The sequence below is a fragment of the Arthrobacter sp. 10N43 genome, from assembly GCF_056394525.1.
Genome location: NZ_JBFTIA010000001.1, coordinates 153,733 through 171,025 on the forward strand (window position 1 = coordinate 153,733; position 17,293 = coordinate 171,025).

Here is a 17,293-nt window from a genome sequence, read left to right on the forward strand (position 1 = left end):
AGTTCCGGACCCTGGCTGTTTGTTCGGCTGCGGATTCAGCCCTGGAACCGGCTGGCTTCATGATGCTGGCCGGCTTCCTGATGCTGGCGGGCTTCCTGATGCTGACGGACTAGCGCGCGGCCGTAGTCGTTGCCGTTGGGCGTGCGCATCACCGTGTGCATGTGGAACGGGGCGGGGGTGTCGTTGCTGAGGAAGACGCCGGTATGGTGGTCCAGCTCCATGACCACCACGGGACTCTGGATCCGGAAGTAGAAGGCATCCCCGGCGGCCCAGCCCCCGATCCAGGAAAACCAGGTCTGGCCGTAGTGCTCCTGGATTTCCCGGCGCCGCGCTGCCCTCGGTCCGTCCGGCAGGTGGGCAATGAAGTCGTCCACCAGCAGGTCAAGGATGGTGCGCGCCCGGGCCGGCAGGGACGACACCCTGATGCCCTCGTACGGAATCACCCGGTTGTCCTGGAAGCACCCGGCCAAATGCCGCTCATCGCCGGGGTGCATCCTGCCTTCGGGCATGGCTGGATCCTGAATGTCCTCGAACACCGTGGCGTCACGCCGCAGCTGTTCCGGGAGGGATGCCATGAGCTCACGCGCCCAGGCGATCCGCTCCCTGAACACTGTCACGCCCCGGTGCGGGCCGGCGTCGATGAGATCCGGTTCGGCGCCGAGGAACACCGGCGAGACCACCAGCTGGCTTCCCGCCACGAGGCAATTGAGCGCCACGTGGTGGCCGAAAATCTGCCAGCCCCATGGTTCGGTCAGGGACGGGGATCCATACAGGGCGAAGTTGTAGCTGAACTCGTTCATCAGCTGCGGGAGTTCCACCAGGTCGCCCAGGAACCCATTGATCCGCATCAGGTTCCGGACCAGCTCGTAGCCGGCAGGGCTGAGGCTGGCCTCCATCACGGACAGGGCGGCATCGCGGGCCGGGCTATCCAGCTCGTCAAGCCGGAGCCCGGTGTCGTGCTGCATGAACTCCGGGTTGGCCCAGCTCTGCCATTCCTGCGCGTCCGCCGCGTACACCAACTGTTCAGCCTGGGCGGGGGTGACGGCGCCGAGCAGCGTCCCTGCGGCAGCCACCATGGCGGCTGCCGGAGCCTCCTCGCCGGGTTCTGACGGCCCCAACCGGTAGAGGCCCTCAATCACGGTGCCGTTGCTGGTGACACCCACGAACGGTTGCGGGTACAGCGTCTTCCAGCCCTCGATCATGGGCCCGGCGAAGGAATCCGTGGTGGCTGCTTCGGCGTAGCTCCGGGCATCCAGCCCGCGGATCGCCGCCACCCGCGGATGGTCCGGCGGGTAGAGGAAGTCACGGAACGATTGCGTCGACACGGGGGCTCCTGTCGTGGTCTTTGGAAACGCGGTTTTTGGAAATGCGGTGTTCGGGTGGCCAGCCGGCGGCGATGCCGATGGCCGCCGCCGCGGCGTCGGGTGCGGTCCCACGCCAGGCGACGTGCTGGTCCGGCCGGACCAGGACCGCGTCGGCGTCCCACAGGTCCGCCATCGGCGATCCGTCATCTGTTGGCCCGACGGCGGTAACCGTCACCGGAATGCCGTGCCGCGCCGCGGCCGCCAGGACCGGCTGATAGGCCTCCTCCGCGGGCACGCCGGCAAGGCTTCCGGCGTCCACCAGCAGCGTGAAACCCGGTCCAAGAATGTCGTAGAGCGATGTCGAGCGGTCCAGCCAGGCGTGTGGCAACAGCGCGCCGGGGCTGGCCGAGGGAACGTAGCGGATGGGGTCCTCGGGCGGCACGGGCGAGCCGTCCGGGAGAACCAGGGGCGAGGACGGGTAGCCGTAGCCCAGGACCAGGCCCAGCGCATCGAATTCGCTTTGCTTGACCGCCAGCGCCTCCTTGGCCCGAAGCCGCGCGGCCTCGCCCGCGGCCCCGCCCTCGGGCAGTGCGGGGTCCGCAAAGTGATACGCGAGGGCCTGGCCGTTGGCGGCGGCGTCCCGGATGGTCCGTTCGGCCACCGGGCGCCGCTCCAGTTCGTAGCTTCCGAGCAGTGCCGGGCCGGCCCAGCCACCAATCTCCGCGGCGATTTTCCATGCAAGGTTGACGGCGTCGCCAATGCAGGTGTTGAAGCCGTGCCCTCCCCACGGCGGGTTCAGGTGTGCGGCGTCGCCCACCAGGAATGCGGCGTCGCCGCCGTAGCCGGGTGCCAGCAACATGCGGGCTGTCCAGGGGTCGGTGGCGACAATCTCAAGGTCCACTTCCGCACCAATGAGCGAGCGCACCAGGGCGGTGGCGTCGAAGGCCTCACGCCCGTCCACGCCTTGGATGATGGCCCACCAGGTGCCCTCGAGGTCCATCCTGCCCACCATGCCGGCCACGCCCGGCCCCAGCACCCAGTACTGCACGGCGGGATCCAGGGTGATGGCCTCACCCAGGTCCCGGGAACGGAACAGAATGCTGATGTTGGACAGTTCCGCGGAGCCGCCCTCCAGGCGGATGCCAAGGCCGCGCCGAACGGCGGAGGATCCGCCGTCGGCACCGGCCAGGAAGCGGCACTCGACGGCACGGCGGCGTCCGGCGGCGTCCGAGACCTCCACCCGGGCGCGCGGGCCGGACGGCCCGGGGGCGGCGTGGCTGGACCCCTGGGAGCCGTAGTCAATGTCGCCGACGGTCAGCCCGGTCAGCAGGGTGGCCAGCTTCGATCCTGCCACGGCGTCCCGCAGGACTGTTTCCATGACAGGCTGTGGGACCTGCTGTCCGCACTCGGGCTGTTGTTCGTAGCGGCCGGGAACCAGCTGGAACGCCTGGCGGAAGCGGGTGATTTCCCGCCCGCTGTCCCCTGTCAGCCCCGAGCAGAAGATGACGTCCTGGGCGTAGGAAACGGGCAGGGGCGCCGCGTTCCGCAGGGTGTCCGCGAGGCCCAGCCGGCGCAGGTGCGTCATGGTGCGTGCGTTGGTGGTCTTTGCCCGCGGCCTGTCCGGATCGATGGACGTCCGTGGTTCGATGACGGTGCTGGGGATGCCGCGCCGGGCCAGGTCCAGGGACAGGAACAGCCCGCTGGGCCCGCCGCCGGCAATCAGCACCGGGACGTCCTCCGGAAGGTCCGCCAGGGAGGCATTCTCGACGGCGGTCATCGGGCCCCCGCCCGGAGGTCCGGGGTGCCGATGGGGGTGGTGAGGGTCCCCAGCCGGTCGATTTCCACTTCGACGGTGTCGCCGGGCTGCAGCAGCCACTGCGGGGTCCGGGCGTAGCCCACGCCTTCAGGGGTGCCGGTGGCGATGACGTCGCCGGGGTGCAGGGTGAAGGTCTGGCTGATCAGCGCGATGATTGCCGGGACGGAGAAGATCATGTCCCTGGTGTTGCCGTTCTGGACTTCGGTGCCGTTCACCCGGGTCCGGACCTGCAGGCCGTCGCGCAGGTCCCCCACTTCGTCCCGGCTGACCAACGGGCCCATCGGCCCGCTGAGGTCGCCGTTCTTGCCAAGCGTCCACTGCGAGGTGAGTTTCTGGGCCCGGCGCGCGGTGATGTCATTGAACGTGGAGTAGCCGAAAACTGAGTCCGCGGCGGTGGCTTCGTCAACGGATTCCACGCGGTGGCCGATGTAGGCGGCCACTTCGCCTTCCCAGTCCAGGCCGTCCTCGCCCGAGGGCACGGGGACCGGCACGTTTCCCACCGACAGGGAGGCCGTCCAGCGCCCGAACAGTGTGGGGTAGGGCGGCAGTTCCTGGTCCTTGTAGCTGCCTTCGGCGGCGTGGGCCCTGTAGTTCAGGCCGACACAGATCACCCGGGCCGAGGCCGGCACCAGCGGGACCTCCGTGACGTCGGCGCGGTCCAACGCGTCACCGGAGTCGTCCGTCAGCGCATCGGCTGAGAGGGCGTCCGCTTTCTCCTGCCAACCGGCGGCATCGGCCCAGAAGTCCGCAACCGGGGCCAGCGGAACCACCCGTGAGCCGAGGAGGACGGCCGCCCATGCGCCGCCGTCGTGATTGATGCCTATGTACTGCATGTGGTGGGCCTTTCTGGTGCCGCCCAGGGGCGGGGGTGGTGGGTGGGCACGGCGACGGAGGCCCTGTGCCGATGTGTGTGGGCCAATCATCCGGAGTGCGGCAGTGGTGGGGTGCGGCGGTGGGGGTGCGGTGGCCGGTCAGGTGGCCGGCGTCTCCGCGGACCGGGATTGCCGGAGGAAGAACGAGAGGGTCGCTTCCATTGCCTTTTCGGCCGCGGCCTGACTGTGGTCCGGGAGGATCCACATGTGGTCCGCGTCCTCAATCAGGAGAAGTTCGACGGCGGAACCGGCACCTTCCAGCGCGGCAGCCAGCGACTCGGACTGTGCAGGCGGAACGAAGCGGTCCGCCGTCCCGTGGGCCAGGAAGAATGGCGGGGCCGAACGGCTGGCGTGGCTGATGGGGCTGGCCGCTGCCGCCTTCGCCGGCTCGTCGGCCAGGACGGCGCCGATGAGGAGTTCCTCGCGGGATCCGGGGTCGTCGGCCCGGGCGACGGCGGTGGGCAGGCTCTGTTCGGCCATCCGGACCAGGTCCGTGGGCGGGTACCAGGCGGCCACCGCAGCCACGCCAGCGTCGGCAGCAGAGCTCTCAGCACCTGCACCGTCAACACCTGCACTGTCAACACCTGCACCGTCAACACCTGCACCGTCAACACCTGCACTGTCAACATCTGCGCCGTCAACATTTGCGAAGTCCGGAGAGCCGGCATTGGCAGTGAGGCCCACCAGGCTGGCGAGATGGCCGCCCGCGGAGTCGCCCCACGCGTAGATCCGGGCCGGGTCCACGTTGTAGTCCGCGGCATGGTTCCGGAGCCAGCGCACGGCAGCCTTCGCGTCGTGTAGCTGGGCCGGGAAAACTGCCTCGTGGCTGAGCCGGTAGTCGGCCGACGCCACCACGAATCCGGCGTCGGTGAGCTTTTCGAAGGCACTGAGGCCGAATCCGTCCAGGACCGGGCCCAGCGAGGACCGCTCCCCGACGCGCCAGCCACCACCGTGGAAATGGACCACGGCGGGGCGGGGAGCCGCCCCGTTCCCGGAAGCCGGAAGGTAGAGGTCCAGCAGCAGCGGGCGCGAACCGTCGCCGCCCGTGCGGGCGAATTCGATGCCGCTCAGCACGTGAGCATCCGTCATGGTCGACTCCCTTCCGTTTCCTGCGCCGGTCACCTGATGCATCGGCGCCTCCCCCTAAGACTGTCGGATCACAGGGCGGGCGCAAACCGCGGATTTCAATCATTGAAAGGGCTTTGCCGAGTCCACTTCAGCCGCGAGGAATGCCAGCCCCTGCTGCACGATCCCCAGCGCCGCCGAGTGGTTGAGGTACCCGTGCGTCGCTCCCTTTTCCAGCCGGAAGGCCACCGGAACACCCGCCGCGTTGAGTGACTCGACGAACAGCTCAGCAGAGGTGCGCAGGTCATCGTATTCGCAGGCAATGACTGCCACCGGGGGGAGCCCTGAAGGATCGGCATGGCCGGGCAGGGCGTACGAGGACGCCATCCCGGCCGGGCCGCCAATGTAGTTCTCCACCATGCCCCGGCAGTCATCCCCGGTGAAGCGCAGGATCCGGGGCAGGGCCGAAAGCACGCCTCCGTCAGTTACAGCTGCAGGCTCCAGTGAAGGCAGCTCCGAGTGGAGGAAGGGATACGCGAGGAGCAGTTTGGCCGGCAGCGCCAGGCCGGCGTCCTTGAGATACATGGCGGCGCCGACGGCGAGATTCCCGCCGGCGCTGGCACCGCCGAGGCACAGGCCACCCGGCGCCACGCCGACCTCCTCGGCGTGGGCGGCTGTCCAGCGCCAGGCCGCGAGCGTGTCCTCGTGCGGGACCGGGAAGTGGACGCCGTCGCGGGCCAGCCGGTAGTCGACGGAAAACACCAGCCCGCCGGTCCGGTCAGCGAGTTCACGGGCAACCTGATCGGCTTCCCGCATGTCCAGGGTGCCCCCGGCGAAGCCGCCGCCATGCAGCCACACCAAACCGGGCAGCCCGGCACCGGACGAACGGCCTTCCCCCGAACCCGGGCCCCGGTCCGGCGCCAGGTTGCCGGGGCCGTAGATCCGGATGGGCACGGGCCCGTTGGGCCCCGGGGCTTCCACCAGGCGGAGGGGAACGGCAGGGGCCACATACGGCAGTTCCCCACCGCTGAACGCCTCCAGCCGCCGCATCCCGGCAGGGTCGGCGAGGAGATCGGCGAACGAACCGGCACCGGCCACGTGGTGCATGAGGCCGGCCAGCCCCAGATCCAGGGTCATGGCTGCAGCGCCGGCTCGCGGGCTCCACCGGCTGCTGCCGAGGGGGCTGCGGCGGAAGGAACAACGCAGCGGAACGAATGCGTCCCGGAGCCGACGTCGACGCCGGTGTTCCCGCCGTCGGGCACGTACACCGCGGCGGTGCAGCCGGCCGGGACGATCACGGACAGCGAGAACTCCTCGCCGTCCCGTTCCCACCGGACCGCGGCCTCGCCGTAGGGGGTCTGGTGCGTGGCTTCCGCCCAGCCCAGTCCCCCGCCGGGCAGGGGCCGGACCAGCAGCTTCCGGTACCCCGGCGCGGCCGGCGCGAGGCCGGCCACGCTGCGGTGCATCCAGTCGGCCACAGCACCGAGGGCGTAGTGGTTGAAGGACGTCATCTCACCGGGGTTGATGCTGCCGTCCGGGAGCATGGAGTCCCAGCGCTCCCAGATGGTGGTAGCGCCCATGGTCACCGGGTACAGCCAGGACGGGCACTCGGTCTGGAGGAGCAGCCGGTAGGCCGCCGCCGCCTGGCCGTGCTCGCTGAGTGCGTCGCAGACCAGCGGAGTCCCTACGAACCCGGTGGCTATCCGGTACCCGTCGGCTTCCACGGTTTCCGCCAGCAGGGCGGCCGCGGCAGGGTGCTCCGACGGTTGGAGGAGTCCGAAGCGCAGGGCCACCGCGTAGGCGGTCTGTGTGGATGGCGTGAGCCTGCCGGCGTCGACGAGGTAGCGCTCGCGGAACACCGCCCGGGACCGGTCGGACAACTCGCGGAACCGCCTCGATTCCGCGTCCTGGCCCAGCAGTCCGGCAGCCTCGCCGGCCACCGACGCCGAGTACGCGAGGTATGCCTGAGCCACGAGCTGCCAGGGCGTGCGTGCGTCACCGGGCGAGTCCGGCGGTGCGGCCGGGTCCAGCCAGTCGCCGAACTGGAAGCCGTGCTCAAAGCGCAGCTCCGGGCCGGCGGCCCGGGCCGCGGATTCCAGCCAGGCGGTCATTCCCGGCAGCTGCCGGCGCAGGAATTCCAGGTCCCCCGTGCGCTGGTACAGCACCCAGGGAACAAGGACGGCGGCGTCACCCCACGCGGCCATTACCGGGCGGTCCGGGAACGGCGGCTTTTCGGCCACCACTTCGGGGACCACCAGCGGCGGCGGCCCGTCTGTCCCCTGCTCGGCGGCCATGTCTTTGAGCCACGAGGCGCTGAAGCCCGGAATCCGGTAGAGGAAGGCTGCCGTGGCGGCGAAGATCTGGAAGTCCCCGGTCCAGCCCAGCCGCTCGTTGCGCTGCGGGCAGTCCGTGGGCACGTCGACAAAGTTCCCGCGCATCCCCCACACGACGTTCGAATGAAGCTGGTTCAGCATCGGATCAGAGCATGCAAACGTCCCTGTTCGCGCCAGCTCGGAATGGATCACGACGGCGGTGAAGGCGCCGGGGTCCAGTTCGCCCGGCCAGCCGCTCACCTCCACATAGCGGAAGCCGTGGATGGTGAACCCAGGCTCCCAGGACTCGCCGCCCAAAGCTCCGCGCAGGATGTAGCGGTCGGTCTGCTTGGCCACCCGGAGCGGCCTGACGCCAAGTTCACCGTGCTCCAGCACCTCGGCGTGCCGCAACACCACCTCGGTGCCGGGCGGACCACTCACATGGAAGCGCACCCGGCCGACGAGGTTCTGGCCGAAGTCCAGAATGGTCTTACCGGACGGCGTTCCAAGCACCGCTTTGACCGGCAGCTCCTCGGTGGCCCTGACGGGCGGGCCGTCGGGTGCGACCAGGACCGCAGGATCGAAGCCGTCAACCACGACGGCGGGCTGCAGCGTGCCTGCGTCCAGCACGGTCTCAGCTCCCCTCTCAGCCCCGGCCTCAGCCCAGCCATGGCTCTCGAGCCGCGCATCGTAGGTTTCGCCGTCGTACAGGTCGGCCGAGAGCACCGGCCCCCGCCCGGCCAGCCACGACTCATCCGTGCCGATCGTGGTGACTGCCCCGCCGGCGTCGGATATTTCCAGCTGGGTGATCACGGCGGTGCGGTTGCCGTAGGTGTTGCGCTTCTCCTGGAAGCCCAGGTTGCCGCGCCACCAGCCGTCCGCTACCTCAAGGCCAATGACGTTGGTGCCGGGCTGGAGGTACTCAGTGACGTCGTAGCTCTGGTAGCGCAGCCGGTGATGGTAGCTGGTCCAGCCCGGGGCCAGGATGTCCCGACCCACGCGCCGGCCGTTGATGTGCGCCACGTAGACGCCACGCGCGCTGGCGTAGAGCCGGGCGGACCGCACATCGCCTTCCAGCTCGAAAGTCCTGCTCAGGCGCGCTGCCGGCTCATTGGCTTCGCTGGCTTCGTCCCAGGCCGGGCGGATCATGGCGGCCTGCCAGTCTGCGGCGTTCAGCAGTCCGGCCTCCACGTGGGCCACGGGGCTCCATGCGGAGGGCCCGCCGGCGTCGTTGCCCCAGACACGGACCCGGACTGCGATGCGCTGGCGGCTCTCCAGCGGCGGCGCCGGCCACGGCTGCAGGAGCTGCTCGGAACTGTCGATGCGGCCGTAACTTGCCAGGCTGCCGCCATCGGGACCGAGCTGAAGCTCATAGGCGGTCTGGACCCAGCCGGGAGTGTCCGTTGTGACCTGCCAGGACAGCCGCGGCCGGTCCTCGCCGATGCCGAAGGGCTCCTCGTGGTGTTCGAAGCGGACGGGGGCGGGAACGGTGGCACTCAGTCGGGCGGGTTCCCGGGACGGGAAACGAAGGGTGTTGGGAGTCAACGTCGGCTCGATTCGTCAAGAAGGAGGAAGCTTTAGGGCTTTCCCCAGCGTCCCGGGAACGGCAATGCGCCCGCTAGCGTAGTTTCATTGACTGGAAATCATGTGCGCGGAGCGGATTGTTGGTCTGCATGGCTGCTGCCGATCCTGACCGGACGCGGCGAAAGAGCGCCGCGGCCGGACGAGGTGTGCTTAATCCACGCAGAGGCAGAACGGGTGGCTGGCCGGATCGAGGAAAACCCGGAAGGTGGTCCCGGGCTGCGTGTCCGCTTTGGTGGCTCCCAGATCGATGGCCTCTCTTTCGCCTTCGTCCAGGTCCCGCACCATCAGGTCCAGGTGCATCTGCTGTGGTACGCCCTGGCCCGGCCATTCCGGCGCCCGGTAGTCGTCCACCTGCTGAAACGAGATGCAGTCGCTGCCGTCGTCCGGGCGGATTTCGGCCCAGTCGCCGTCATCCTTCACATTCCAGCCGAGCAGGGCACCGTAAAAGCCCGCGAGGGCTCCGGCGTCGGGGCAGTCAATGACGAGTCCTGGGAAGCGTGCGATAGCCATGCGGGAATGCTACAGCCGAACATTCGATCTGTCCCTAAAGCCACCGGGCGAAATAGTCCACGGCCGTGCTGAGGATCCAGTCCAGCTGGTCCTCCGCGCCGAAAAAGCAGTGGTCACCGCCCCTGATCGGGATGAGTTCGTGGTGGACGTTCGCATCCGTGAACGCGGCGGCCAGCAGTTCGCTTTGGGCAAGCGGCACCAGGCCGTCGCTGTCGCCGTGGATCAGCAGGAACGGCGGTGCACCGGCGGTGACATAACCCAGCGGGCTCGCGGCGGCCAGCAGGGCGGGATCGTCGGTGCCGCCCACCAGCATGGGGCCCGGTTCCAGGGTCATGCCCTCCGGCACGGCCGCGCTCAACGGTCCGGCCATCATGCCGGGCGGCAGGTTCATGGGCGGCATGTCCGGCAGGGAGGACACCCCGTAGAAGTCGACGACGGCGCTCACGGCGCTGGAGTGGCCCTGTACGCCGAGTCCGCCCTCAAGGTCGTCACGGAGGCCGGTGAGTCCCAGCAGTGCGGCGAGGTGGCCGCCGGCGGACTCGCCCCAGGCGCCGATCCGTCCGGCGTCGATGCCCAGCAGGTCAGCGTGTTCGCGGAGGTACCGGACGGCGGCCTTGAGGTCGTGAAGCTGGGCCGGGAACGGCGCTTCCAGGGCATGGCGGTAGTCCACGGTGGCGCACGCGATGCCGGCTTGGTTCAGTAGGCGGAACACTGATTCCGGGGCAAAGCTAGGCGGCAGTTCGCGGCGGTCCCCGAGCTGGAATGCGCCGCCGTGGACCCACAGAACCAGCGGAACCGGCGTCGCGGCGGCGTTGCGGGGCAGCCAGATGTCCATGGCGAGCCGGCGGTAGCCGACGGCGATTGCGTAGCTGACCTCGCGGTGGACGGTGGAGTTTTCCGACACGACGTCGACCGTGCCCGGGGGCAGGAACGGCGGGAAGGCCGGGGCCGGCAACCCGGCAGGCGCCGTGGCTTCCGGTCCCGCCGGAACGGGTTCCGCCCTCGACGTTGGCTTGGACGTTGGCGTGGTCAGTGACTCGGGGGTCATGGTGCGCTCCTTGCAAGGGTCGGAATGGTGCCTGCGCCGCGCGCAGGGACGGCGGCGGGAAAAGTATGTGTTCCGGGCCCGACGACGGCGTTCGGCTGGCCGGCGAGGCGGACCTCCGCTGTGGTGCCGGGCGGGACTGTCGCCCTGAGGGTCAGCTCGCCGTCGTCCATTGTCCAGCCCACCTCGATCAGGCCCTGCGGGCCTCGGTGCGACGTGGCCGCGGACGTGATCCCGGCGCCGGGCCGGGGCTCGATGATGATCCGTTGGTACGCCGCGCTGCCGGGTGCCTGGCGCAGGCCAGCCGTGTAGCGGTGCAGGAAGGAGATAACGGCGCCCTTGCTGTAGTGGTTGAGCGAGGCCTCGGGCGTGCCGTCCGGGCCGAGGCCGTTCCAGGCCTCCCAGACGGTGCTGGCACCGCGGTCCACCATCGCGAGCCAGGACGGCTCGGAGTCCTGCATGAGCAGCTCATAGGCGAGGCCGGGATGCCCGTTGTCGGCAAGGACGGGCAGCAGGTACGGCGTGGCCAGGAAGCCGGTCCCCAGATGGGTGCCAGCCTCCCTGACCAGGTTGACGAGCTGGTTTGTCACGGCGGCGCGGGCGCCGTCCGGCACAAGGCCGAAGGCAAGCGCCCGCACGCAATTGGCCTGCGTGCCGCCGTCGACTGATCCGTTGCCGGCTGTCCCGTTTCCCGCCGTCCTGTTTCCGACTGTCCCGTCGGCGTGCAGGTATTCCCGTTGCCACGCGCGGCGGACGTTCTCGGAGAGTTCCCCGAGTTCCTTGGCCTCGGCTGCCCTGCCCAGGACGGAGGCAATGCTGGCCATGATGGCGGAGGAGCGCCGGTAGTAGGCGGTGGCAACGATGCCGTGGTCTGCGCTCCTGGCACCGAATAAGTCCGGCTGCGGCCCGTCCGGTTCCAGCCATTCGCCCCAATGGAAGCCGGTATCCCAGAGGTACTTCTCGTGCTCTTCGGGCGTGGGGCACAGCGCCCCCCGGGCCGGGTGCCGGTTCTCTTCGGCGGTGCGGCGCACAAAGCCGAGCCAGCGGTTCATGGCATCCCAGTTCTCCGTCAGGATCTTCGCGTCACCGGTGGCAAGGTAGATTTCCCACGGGACGGACACGATCGCGTCGCCCCAGCCGGCGGAGCCGTTCAGGAACGCCATGGGGTCGTTTCGCGTCGCGTCCGGGCCGGGCGAGGGCGAGATGTTGACGATCACACCGTTCTCCCACTGGTCGGCGCGGACATCGTTGAGCCACTTCGTTGAGAATCCGGAGACGTCGAAGAGGTAGGCCGCGGTGGGTACAAACAGCTGCCAGTCGCCGGTCCAGCCCGCTTTTTCGCGCTGGGGACAGTCGGTGGGCACCTCGCACGCGTTGTCGCGGAAGCTCCATTCCACAATGTCGTGCAGCCTGTTGAGCCGGTTGTCGCTGCAGCTGAAGGTGCCCAGGCGCTCTAGGTCGGTCTGGACCATGCAGCCAACAATGTCCGCCGGCTCCAAAGTGTCGGCGAGACCCTGGACCGAGATGTATTGGAAACCGTGAGTGGTGTGGCGCGGTTCGAACACCTCGCCCCGGGTGCCGGCCGAGACCACGGAGTCCCTCTGCCCGGGGTCGAGGAACTGTCCAGGGTTCTTGAAGTCGATGGGGCGGAGGTGGTCCTGGATGACTTCCCCGTCGGCGTCCAGGGCCTCCCCGTACACCAGGGTCACTTCGGTGCCGGCAGTACCCAGCCGGCTCAAACGGACCCAGCCATGGATATTCTGGCCCAGGTCCACGATCTGGCTGCCGTTGCTGAGGCGGGTGATGGAGACCGGAAGGAGTTCCTCCACGACCCGGGTGGGCGGCGCCACCGGGCCGCTGAGCGTGGCGAAGCTGCCCTCGCGGAGGACCGCGTGCCCGGCCGCCCCGTGGCCGCGGCGAAAATCCACTCGCTGGCCCGCCATGAGATCGGCGCTGGCGATCTCCGTGGCGCTGACCAGCCACGATGGGTCCGTGCCGATGACGGTCCGGGCTCCGCCGGACACCATCTCCAGCTGCGCCAGGAATGCCGTTTGCGTTCCGTACATGTCGGCGTCGCGCGTGAACCCGAAGGATCCGCGGAACCAGCCGTCCGTGAGGACCGCGCGTACGGTGTTGGCGCCGGCGCGCAGCAAGGGCGCGACATCAAAGATCTGGACCTGCAGGGTGCTGTGGTAGCTCGTGGAGCCGGGGGTGAGCTGCTGGTCCCCCACCCGCTCCCCGTTGATGAAGAGCTCGTAGATTCCGTGCGCCGTGGCGTAGGCCCGCGCAAGATCCGGGGCGGCGTCCAGGGTGAAGTCGTGGTGCAGGGCGTAGCCTGGCCGCTTCCCCGGCGCCGGGACCACGGGTTCCTCGGGTCCGATCCAGCGGGCACTCCAGTCGCCGGGGTGCAGGAGTCCAAGTTCCACGGTCATGGGCCTGGACCAGGCGGAGGCAATCTCAGTGCCGTTCGGGGCCATGTCCCATGTCCGGACGGACCATTCGAAGCGGTCACGCGAGCCGAGGGCGGGACCGCCGTATGGCAGGTAGCCGTGCGTGCCGCTGTCCACCCGGCCGGTGTCCCAGCCGTTGCTGGCGGTCAGGTGGTAGGCAACCTGACGGAGGGTGCCCTGCGGCGGCGTCCAGGTCAACCTGGGAGCAGTGTTGGTGATCCCGAAGGCCTGGCTGAGGTTGTCGGAGCGGAGGCGTGTTGGGGGCAGGGGCCGGCGGCCCGTGGTGGCAGTCAAGGTGGGCTCCATCAGGCGTAGTGGCAGGCGACGTCGGACTCGCCCACGGTGCGCAGGGCGGGACGAACGGATGTGCACAGTTCGGTGGCCAGCGGGCAGCGCTGGCTGAACGGGCAGCCTCCAGGCTTTGCGGCCGCCGCGGCGGCCGTGCGGACGCCAAGAGATTCCCGCAGCATCCTCCGCTGGGCCTGTTCCGCGGGTCTTGGGACGGGCGAGGCAGCCACGAGGGCCTGGGTGAAGGGGTGCCTGGGCTGCTCTGTGACGGTTGCCGCGGGGCCGCTTTCCATCACCTGGCCGCGGTAGAGGACCACCACGCGCTGCGCCAGGAACTGGACCACCGAGATGTCGTGGGCGATGAACAGGTAGCTGAGGCCGCGTTCGTCCCGGAGGTCGGCGAGGAGGTTGAGTACCTGGGCCTGGGTTGAAAGGTCCAAGGCGCTGACCGCTTCGTCGCAGACCACCAGCCTGGGTTCACAGATCAGGGCGCGCGCCACCGCGATGCGCTGGCGCTGGCCGCCGGAGAACTGGCTCGGGTAGCGGTCAACGGCCTCGCGGGGCAGCCCCACACGTTGCAGCATGGCTTCGGCATTCCCCCGCGCGTCAACCGCCGACACTCCGCGGATCCGCAGCGGCTCCGCCAGCGAGGCACCAATGCTCTGGCGCGGGTTCAGCGAGGAGTTGGGGTCCTGGAAGACGGCCCGCAGCTCACCGCCCAGGGCGCGGCGCTCTGCGGCACCGGCATGGGTGATGTCCCTGCCCTGGTAGCTGATGGTGCCGCCGGCGCTCGTCTGGAGGCCCAGGATCGCCTTGCCGATGGTGGATTTTCCGGAGCCGGATTCCCCCACCAGGCCTACGGTCTCGCCGGGGCGGATGGCGAAGCTGACGCCGTCCACCGCGGCCGGGGCCGCCGCAGCCTTCCGGCCGCGGCCATAGCGGACCACCAGGTCCTTCACCTCGAGCATGGGTCCGTCCAGTACGGGGGCTGGGGACCCCTGCCGCTCTGCCGCTTGGATGCTCATGCCAGGTCCTTTTCGACGATTTTCAGTACTCGGTGCGTGGGCACTTCGGTGGCAAGCCATTCCAGGCCCTCGACGGCCAGTTCGTCCGCCTTGGCGCAGCGGACCCTTCCGTCCTCGGACCCGGAGGACAGCAGCGGGACCGGGGCGGCGCAGGCCGAGCCTGCGAACTGGCAACGCGCCATGAACCGGCAGCCTGTGGGCCAGTCCTTGGGCTGCGGAACCTGGCCGCTGATGGTGGCCAGCCGCTCGGGCATGTCCGCGGCGTTGTTGGCGTGCGGGTCGGCGGCCAGGAGCGCCAGGGTGTACGGGTGGCGGGGGTTGTCCAGAATGTTGGCGGTCCGGCCGCTTTCCACGACCTGGCCGGCGTACATCACGGCGACGTTGTCGCAGATGTCGGCCACGACGCCAAGGTCGTGCGTCACCATCACCACGGACATCCCGGTGTCCTTCACCAGGGAACGCAGCAGCGAGAGGATTTCGGCCTGCACGGTGACGTCCAGGGCGGTCGTCGGCTCGTCAGCCACCAGCAACCGCGGCCGGCCGGACAGCGCAAGGGCGATCGCCACGCGCTGGGCCATGCCGCCGCTGATCTGGTGCGGATAGGCCTTGAGGATGCTTTCGGCGTCCACGATGCCTACCTTTTCCAGCAGGACAAGGGCTTCGGCACGCGCCTCGGCTTTGCCTTCCTTGCGCAGGCGCCGGATGGCGGCTGTGAGCTGGTAGCCCACCGTGAACATGGGGTCCAGCGCCCGCATGGGTTCCTGCGAGATCAGGGCGATGTCACGGCCGCGGATGCCTTCCAAGTCGCGTTCAGTGGCGGCGGCGAGGTTCTTGCCGTTCCACAGGATCTGGCCCCCGGTGGCAGAGACCCCGGAGGGCAGGAGTCCCAGCAGGGACAGCGCCGTCATGGTCTTGCCGCACCCGGACTCCCCGACCAGGCCCAGCACGGTTCCCTGGCCGACGTCGAACGAGACGTCCGTGACCAGCGCCGTGCCGCCGTCGACCCCCACGGAAAGGTTGCGGACGCTTAGTTGGCCTGTCGCGGGGACGGCGCCCGTCCCTGCGGGTGAGGCGGCGGCGCCTGCTGCGGCGACGGCATCGGCAAAAGAACTGCCGCGCTGGCGGCGGGCCGCTGCCGAGGGCAGGTGGGAGGCCGCGGCGTTCGGCGCCTTCCCCAGGGCGTTGCCGATGGCGTTCGCGGCAAGGACTGTCAGGGCAAGGACCGCACCGGTGGGAACCATGAGCCAGGGTGCGTCGTAGACGTGCTGCGAGGCGCCCTGGATCATGCCGCCCCAGCTGGGCTGCGGGATGGGCGGGCCGAAGCCGATGAACGCGAGTCCGGCCTGGATCAGCATGCCTACGGCGAAGATAAGGGCGGACTGGACCACGATCGTGTTAGTCAGGCCGGGCAGGACATGGCGGAGGCTGATCCCCAGGATGCTGACGCCGTCCACCTTGGCGGCGTCCACGTACAGCTGGGACTGCAGCGACTTCGCCTGGCCCAGCATGACCCGGTAGATGCCGGCAGAGATCAGGACGCCCAGGATCGCCATGATCAGCGGAATGTTGGTTCCCACGGCACCGATGACGGCCAGGATGATCACCGTGCCGGGGAGCGACATCATGATCTCGGTGACGCGGCTGAGCACCCCTTCCGCCCGTTCGCCGGCGGCGCCGGCCGCCATCGCAAGGACGGTTCCCAGCCCGACGCCGACAATCACCGTGATCAGTGAAGTTCCCAGGGTGCCGGCCGCGGCGGCGAAGATGCGGCTGAGGAGGTCCCGGCCGAGCTCGTCCGTGCCGAGCCAGTGTGCGGCGGTGGGGCCGGACAGGACGGCGGTGAAGTCCTGGTCCTCCGTCTTGTAGGGCAGCCACCACTGGGCGGTCAGCGAGGCAACCACCAGGGCCGCCAGCCATACGACGCCGGCCACACCCCCTGGGGAGGCGAAGAGCCGGTTGGCGGACCGTTTGGTGATGGCGGCCCGCGGGCGGGGCTTGAGTTTGGGGATCATGAGGCACGCAACTTCGGGTCAAGGAACTTGGTGGCAAGTTCCAGCACAAGGTTCACAGCCACCACCACGACGGTGGCGATGACCACCACGCCCTGGACTGCGGGGGCGTCGTGGGTGCTGACGGAGGTCTGGACAGCCTGGCCCAGGCCCGGCATGGCGAACAGTTGCTCGGCGATCACGGAACCGCCAAACAGGCCGATGAACTGCAGCGCGATGCCGGCCACGATGGGCAGGCTGGCGTAGCGCAGGGCGTGGATGTAGAGGATTTTCCAGGTGGGGGTGGCCGTGGCCCGCAGGGTCCGGATGTGCTCCTGCTGCAACGCCTCGAGCATCGAGGCCCTGGTCTGGCGGGCGATGAACGCTGCGCCGCCGACGGCCAGGGTGATCACCGGAAGAGCCAGGGACATGCCCCAGTCCTGCGGTGAGACCTCGAAGGGAACGTAGCCTGTGGCGGGAAAGACCGAGGACTGGACGGCGAACAGGTACACGAAGATGATGCCGATCCAAAAGGCCGGGAGCGCCACCGCGAGGCCGCACAGCCCGCCGACGATCCGGTCCACCAGGCCGCCGCGGACCGCCGCCGTCACGCCCAGGCCAATGCCGAGGACGGCGCTCAGCACGGTGGCGCCGGCCGCAAGCGAGGCTGTGACGGGGAGCCTGTTCCCCAGGTCCGCCGCGACGGAACGGCCGTCGATGAGGGACGTGCCCAAATTGCCCTGGACGGCGTCTGTGAGCCAGCGGAAGAACTGGGTCAAGAGCGGATCGTTCCAGCCAAGCCGGGCGTTGACCTCGTCGATTGCCTCCTGGGAGGCGCCCGCTCCGAGCGACACAGCACCCGGGCTGCCGGGCATCGCGTGGACCAGCAGGAACGCCAGGACCGCGACCGCCAGCACGGTGGCCAGCGCCATCAGCAGGCGCTTGGTGATGAATAGTGCCATGGTGACCTCCATCGGTCAGGACCTGCCGGGCGACCCTTCCTGTTCGGAAGGGCCGCCCGGCAGGATCGGTGG

At 69.4% G+C, this 17,293-nt stretch carries 12 protein-coding genes; all 12 read right to left on the minus strand.

The window, feature by feature from the left end; genetic code table 11:
- Positions 1 to 35: 35 nt before the first annotated feature.
- The 12 genes from AC1DDO_RS00700 to AC1DDO_RS00755 all read right to left on the minus strand — a co-directional run bounded on the left by AC1DDO_RS00700 (position 36) and on the right by AC1DDO_RS00755 (position 17,233).
- Positions 36 to 1,325: a DUF3500 domain-containing protein gene (locus AC1DDO_RS00700; RefSeq protein WP_476971199.1), complete on the minus strand. Its 1,290-nt coding sequence runs from the start codon at positions 1,323 to 1,325 to the stop codon at positions 36 to 38.
- Entirely contained in the window at positions 1,303 to 3,081 is a 1,779-nt protein-coding gene (locus tag AC1DDO_RS00705; protein ID WP_476971200.1) for an FAD-dependent monooxygenase, read from the minus strand. The genes AC1DDO_RS00700 and AC1DDO_RS00705 overlap by 23 nt, the downstream gene beginning before the upstream one ends.
- Positions 3,078 to 3,953, minus strand: coding sequence for a fumarylacetoacetate hydrolase family protein (locus AC1DDO_RS00710; RefSeq protein WP_476971201.1), 876 nt, complete (start codon positions 3,951 to 3,953; stop codon positions 3,078 to 3,080). Before AC1DDO_RS00710 ends, AC1DDO_RS00705 begins: the two co-directional genes overlap by 4 nt.
- A 138-nt stretch (positions 3,954 to 4,091) precedes the next feature.
- Positions 4,092 to 5,081 carry an alpha/beta hydrolase fold domain-containing protein gene (locus tag AC1DDO_RS00715; protein WP_476971202.1) on the minus strand — a complete coding sequence of 330 codons (990 nt, stop codon included), beginning with the start codon at positions 5,079 to 5,081 and terminating at the stop codon, positions 4,092 to 4,094.
- A 99-nt stretch (positions 5,082 to 5,180) separates the two neighbouring features.
- Positions 5,181 to 6,194, minus strand: a complete 1,014-nt coding sequence (locus AC1DDO_RS00720) for an alpha/beta hydrolase fold domain-containing protein (RefSeq protein ID WP_476971203.1) — start codon at positions 6,192 to 6,194, stop codon at positions 5,181 to 5,183.
- On the minus strand, positions 6,191 to 8,914 hold the full coding sequence (locus tag AC1DDO_RS00725; protein WP_476971204.1) for a glycoside hydrolase family 78 protein: 2,724 nt from the start codon (positions 8,912 to 8,914) through the stop codon (positions 6,191 to 6,193). Before AC1DDO_RS00725 ends, AC1DDO_RS00720 begins: the two co-directional genes overlap by 4 nt.
- A 189-nt stretch (positions 8,915 to 9,103) precedes the next feature.
- On the minus strand, positions 9,104 to 9,463 hold the full coding sequence (locus AC1DDO_RS00730; protein ID WP_476971205.1) for a VOC family protein: 360 nt from the start codon (positions 9,461 to 9,463) through the stop codon (positions 9,104 to 9,106).
- A gap of 34 nt (positions 9,464 to 9,497) precedes the next feature.
- The gene (locus tag AC1DDO_RS00735) at positions 9,498 to 10,511 is read right to left on the minus strand and encodes an alpha/beta hydrolase fold domain-containing protein (RefSeq protein ID WP_476971206.1); all 1,014 of its coding nucleotides are present in this window, start codon (positions 10,509 to 10,511) and stop codon (positions 9,498 to 9,500) included.
- On the minus strand, positions 10,508 to 13,264 hold the full coding sequence (locus AC1DDO_RS00740) for an alpha-L-rhamnosidase (RefSeq protein ID WP_476971207.1): 2,757 nt from the start codon (positions 13,262 to 13,264) through the stop codon (positions 10,508 to 10,510). The genes AC1DDO_RS00735 and AC1DDO_RS00740 overlap by 4 nt, the downstream gene beginning before the upstream one ends.
- Positions 13,264 to 14,271, minus strand: coding sequence for an oligopeptide/dipeptide ABC transporter ATP-binding protein (locus AC1DDO_RS00745; protein WP_476971208.1), 1,008 nt, complete (start codon positions 14,269 to 14,271; stop codon positions 13,264 to 13,266). Before AC1DDO_RS00745 ends, AC1DDO_RS00740 begins: the two co-directional genes overlap by 1 nt.
- Positions 14,268 to 16,283: a dipeptide/oligopeptide/nickel ABC transporter permease/ATP-binding protein gene (locus AC1DDO_RS00750; protein ID WP_476971209.1), complete on the minus strand. Its 2,016-nt coding sequence runs from the start codon at positions 16,281 to 16,283 to the stop codon at positions 14,268 to 14,270. The genes AC1DDO_RS00745 and AC1DDO_RS00750 overlap by 4 nt, the downstream gene beginning before the upstream one ends.
- Positions 16,280 to 17,233, minus strand: a complete 954-nt coding sequence (locus AC1DDO_RS00755) for an ABC transporter permease (RefSeq protein WP_476971210.1) — start codon at positions 17,231 to 17,233, stop codon at positions 16,280 to 16,282. The genes AC1DDO_RS00750 and AC1DDO_RS00755 overlap by 4 nt, the downstream gene beginning before the upstream one ends.
- Positions 17,234 to 17,293 lie beyond the last annotated feature (60 nt).

Excerpts from the sequence above, each read along its gene's own strand:
- AC1DDO_RS00705 (WP_476971200.1), bottom strand. The coding sequence starts at position 3,081 with ATGACCGCCGTCGAGAATGCCTCCCTGGCGGACCTTCCGGAGGACGTC.
- AC1DDO_RS00710 (WP_476971201.1), bottom strand. The coding sequence starts at position 3,953 with ATGCAGTACATAGGCATCAATCACGACGGCGGCGCATGGGCGGCCGTC.
- AC1DDO_RS00715 (WP_476971202.1), bottom strand. The coding sequence starts at position 5,081 with ATGACGGATGCTCACGTGCTGAGCGGCATCGAATTCGCCCGCACGGGC.
- AC1DDO_RS00720 (WP_476971203.1), bottom strand. The coding sequence starts at position 6,194 with ATGACCCTGGATCTGGGGCTGGCCGGCCTCATGCACCACGTGGCCGGT.
- AC1DDO_RS00730 (WP_476971205.1), bottom strand. The coding sequence starts at position 9,463 with ATGGCTATCGCACGCTTCCCAGGACTCGTCATTGACTGCCCCGACGCC.
- AC1DDO_RS00735 (WP_476971206.1), bottom strand. The coding sequence starts at position 10,511 with ATGACCCCCGAGTCACTGACCACGCCAACGTCCAAGCCAACGTCGAGG.
- AC1DDO_RS00740 (WP_476971207.1), bottom strand. The coding sequence starts at position 13,264 with ATGGAGCCCACCTTGACTGCCACCACGGGCCGCCGGCCCCTGCCCCCA.
- AC1DDO_RS00745 (WP_476971208.1), bottom strand. The coding sequence starts at position 14,271 with ATGAGCATCCAAGCGGCAGAGCGGCAGGGGTCCCCAGCCCCCGTACTG.
- AC1DDO_RS00750 (WP_476971209.1), bottom strand. The coding sequence starts at position 16,283 with ATGATCCCCAAACTCAAGCCCCGCCCGCGGGCCGCCATCACCAAACGG.
- AC1DDO_RS00755 (WP_476971210.1), bottom strand. The coding sequence starts at position 17,233 with ATGGAGGTCACCATGGCACTATTCATCACCAAGCGCCTGCTGATGGCG.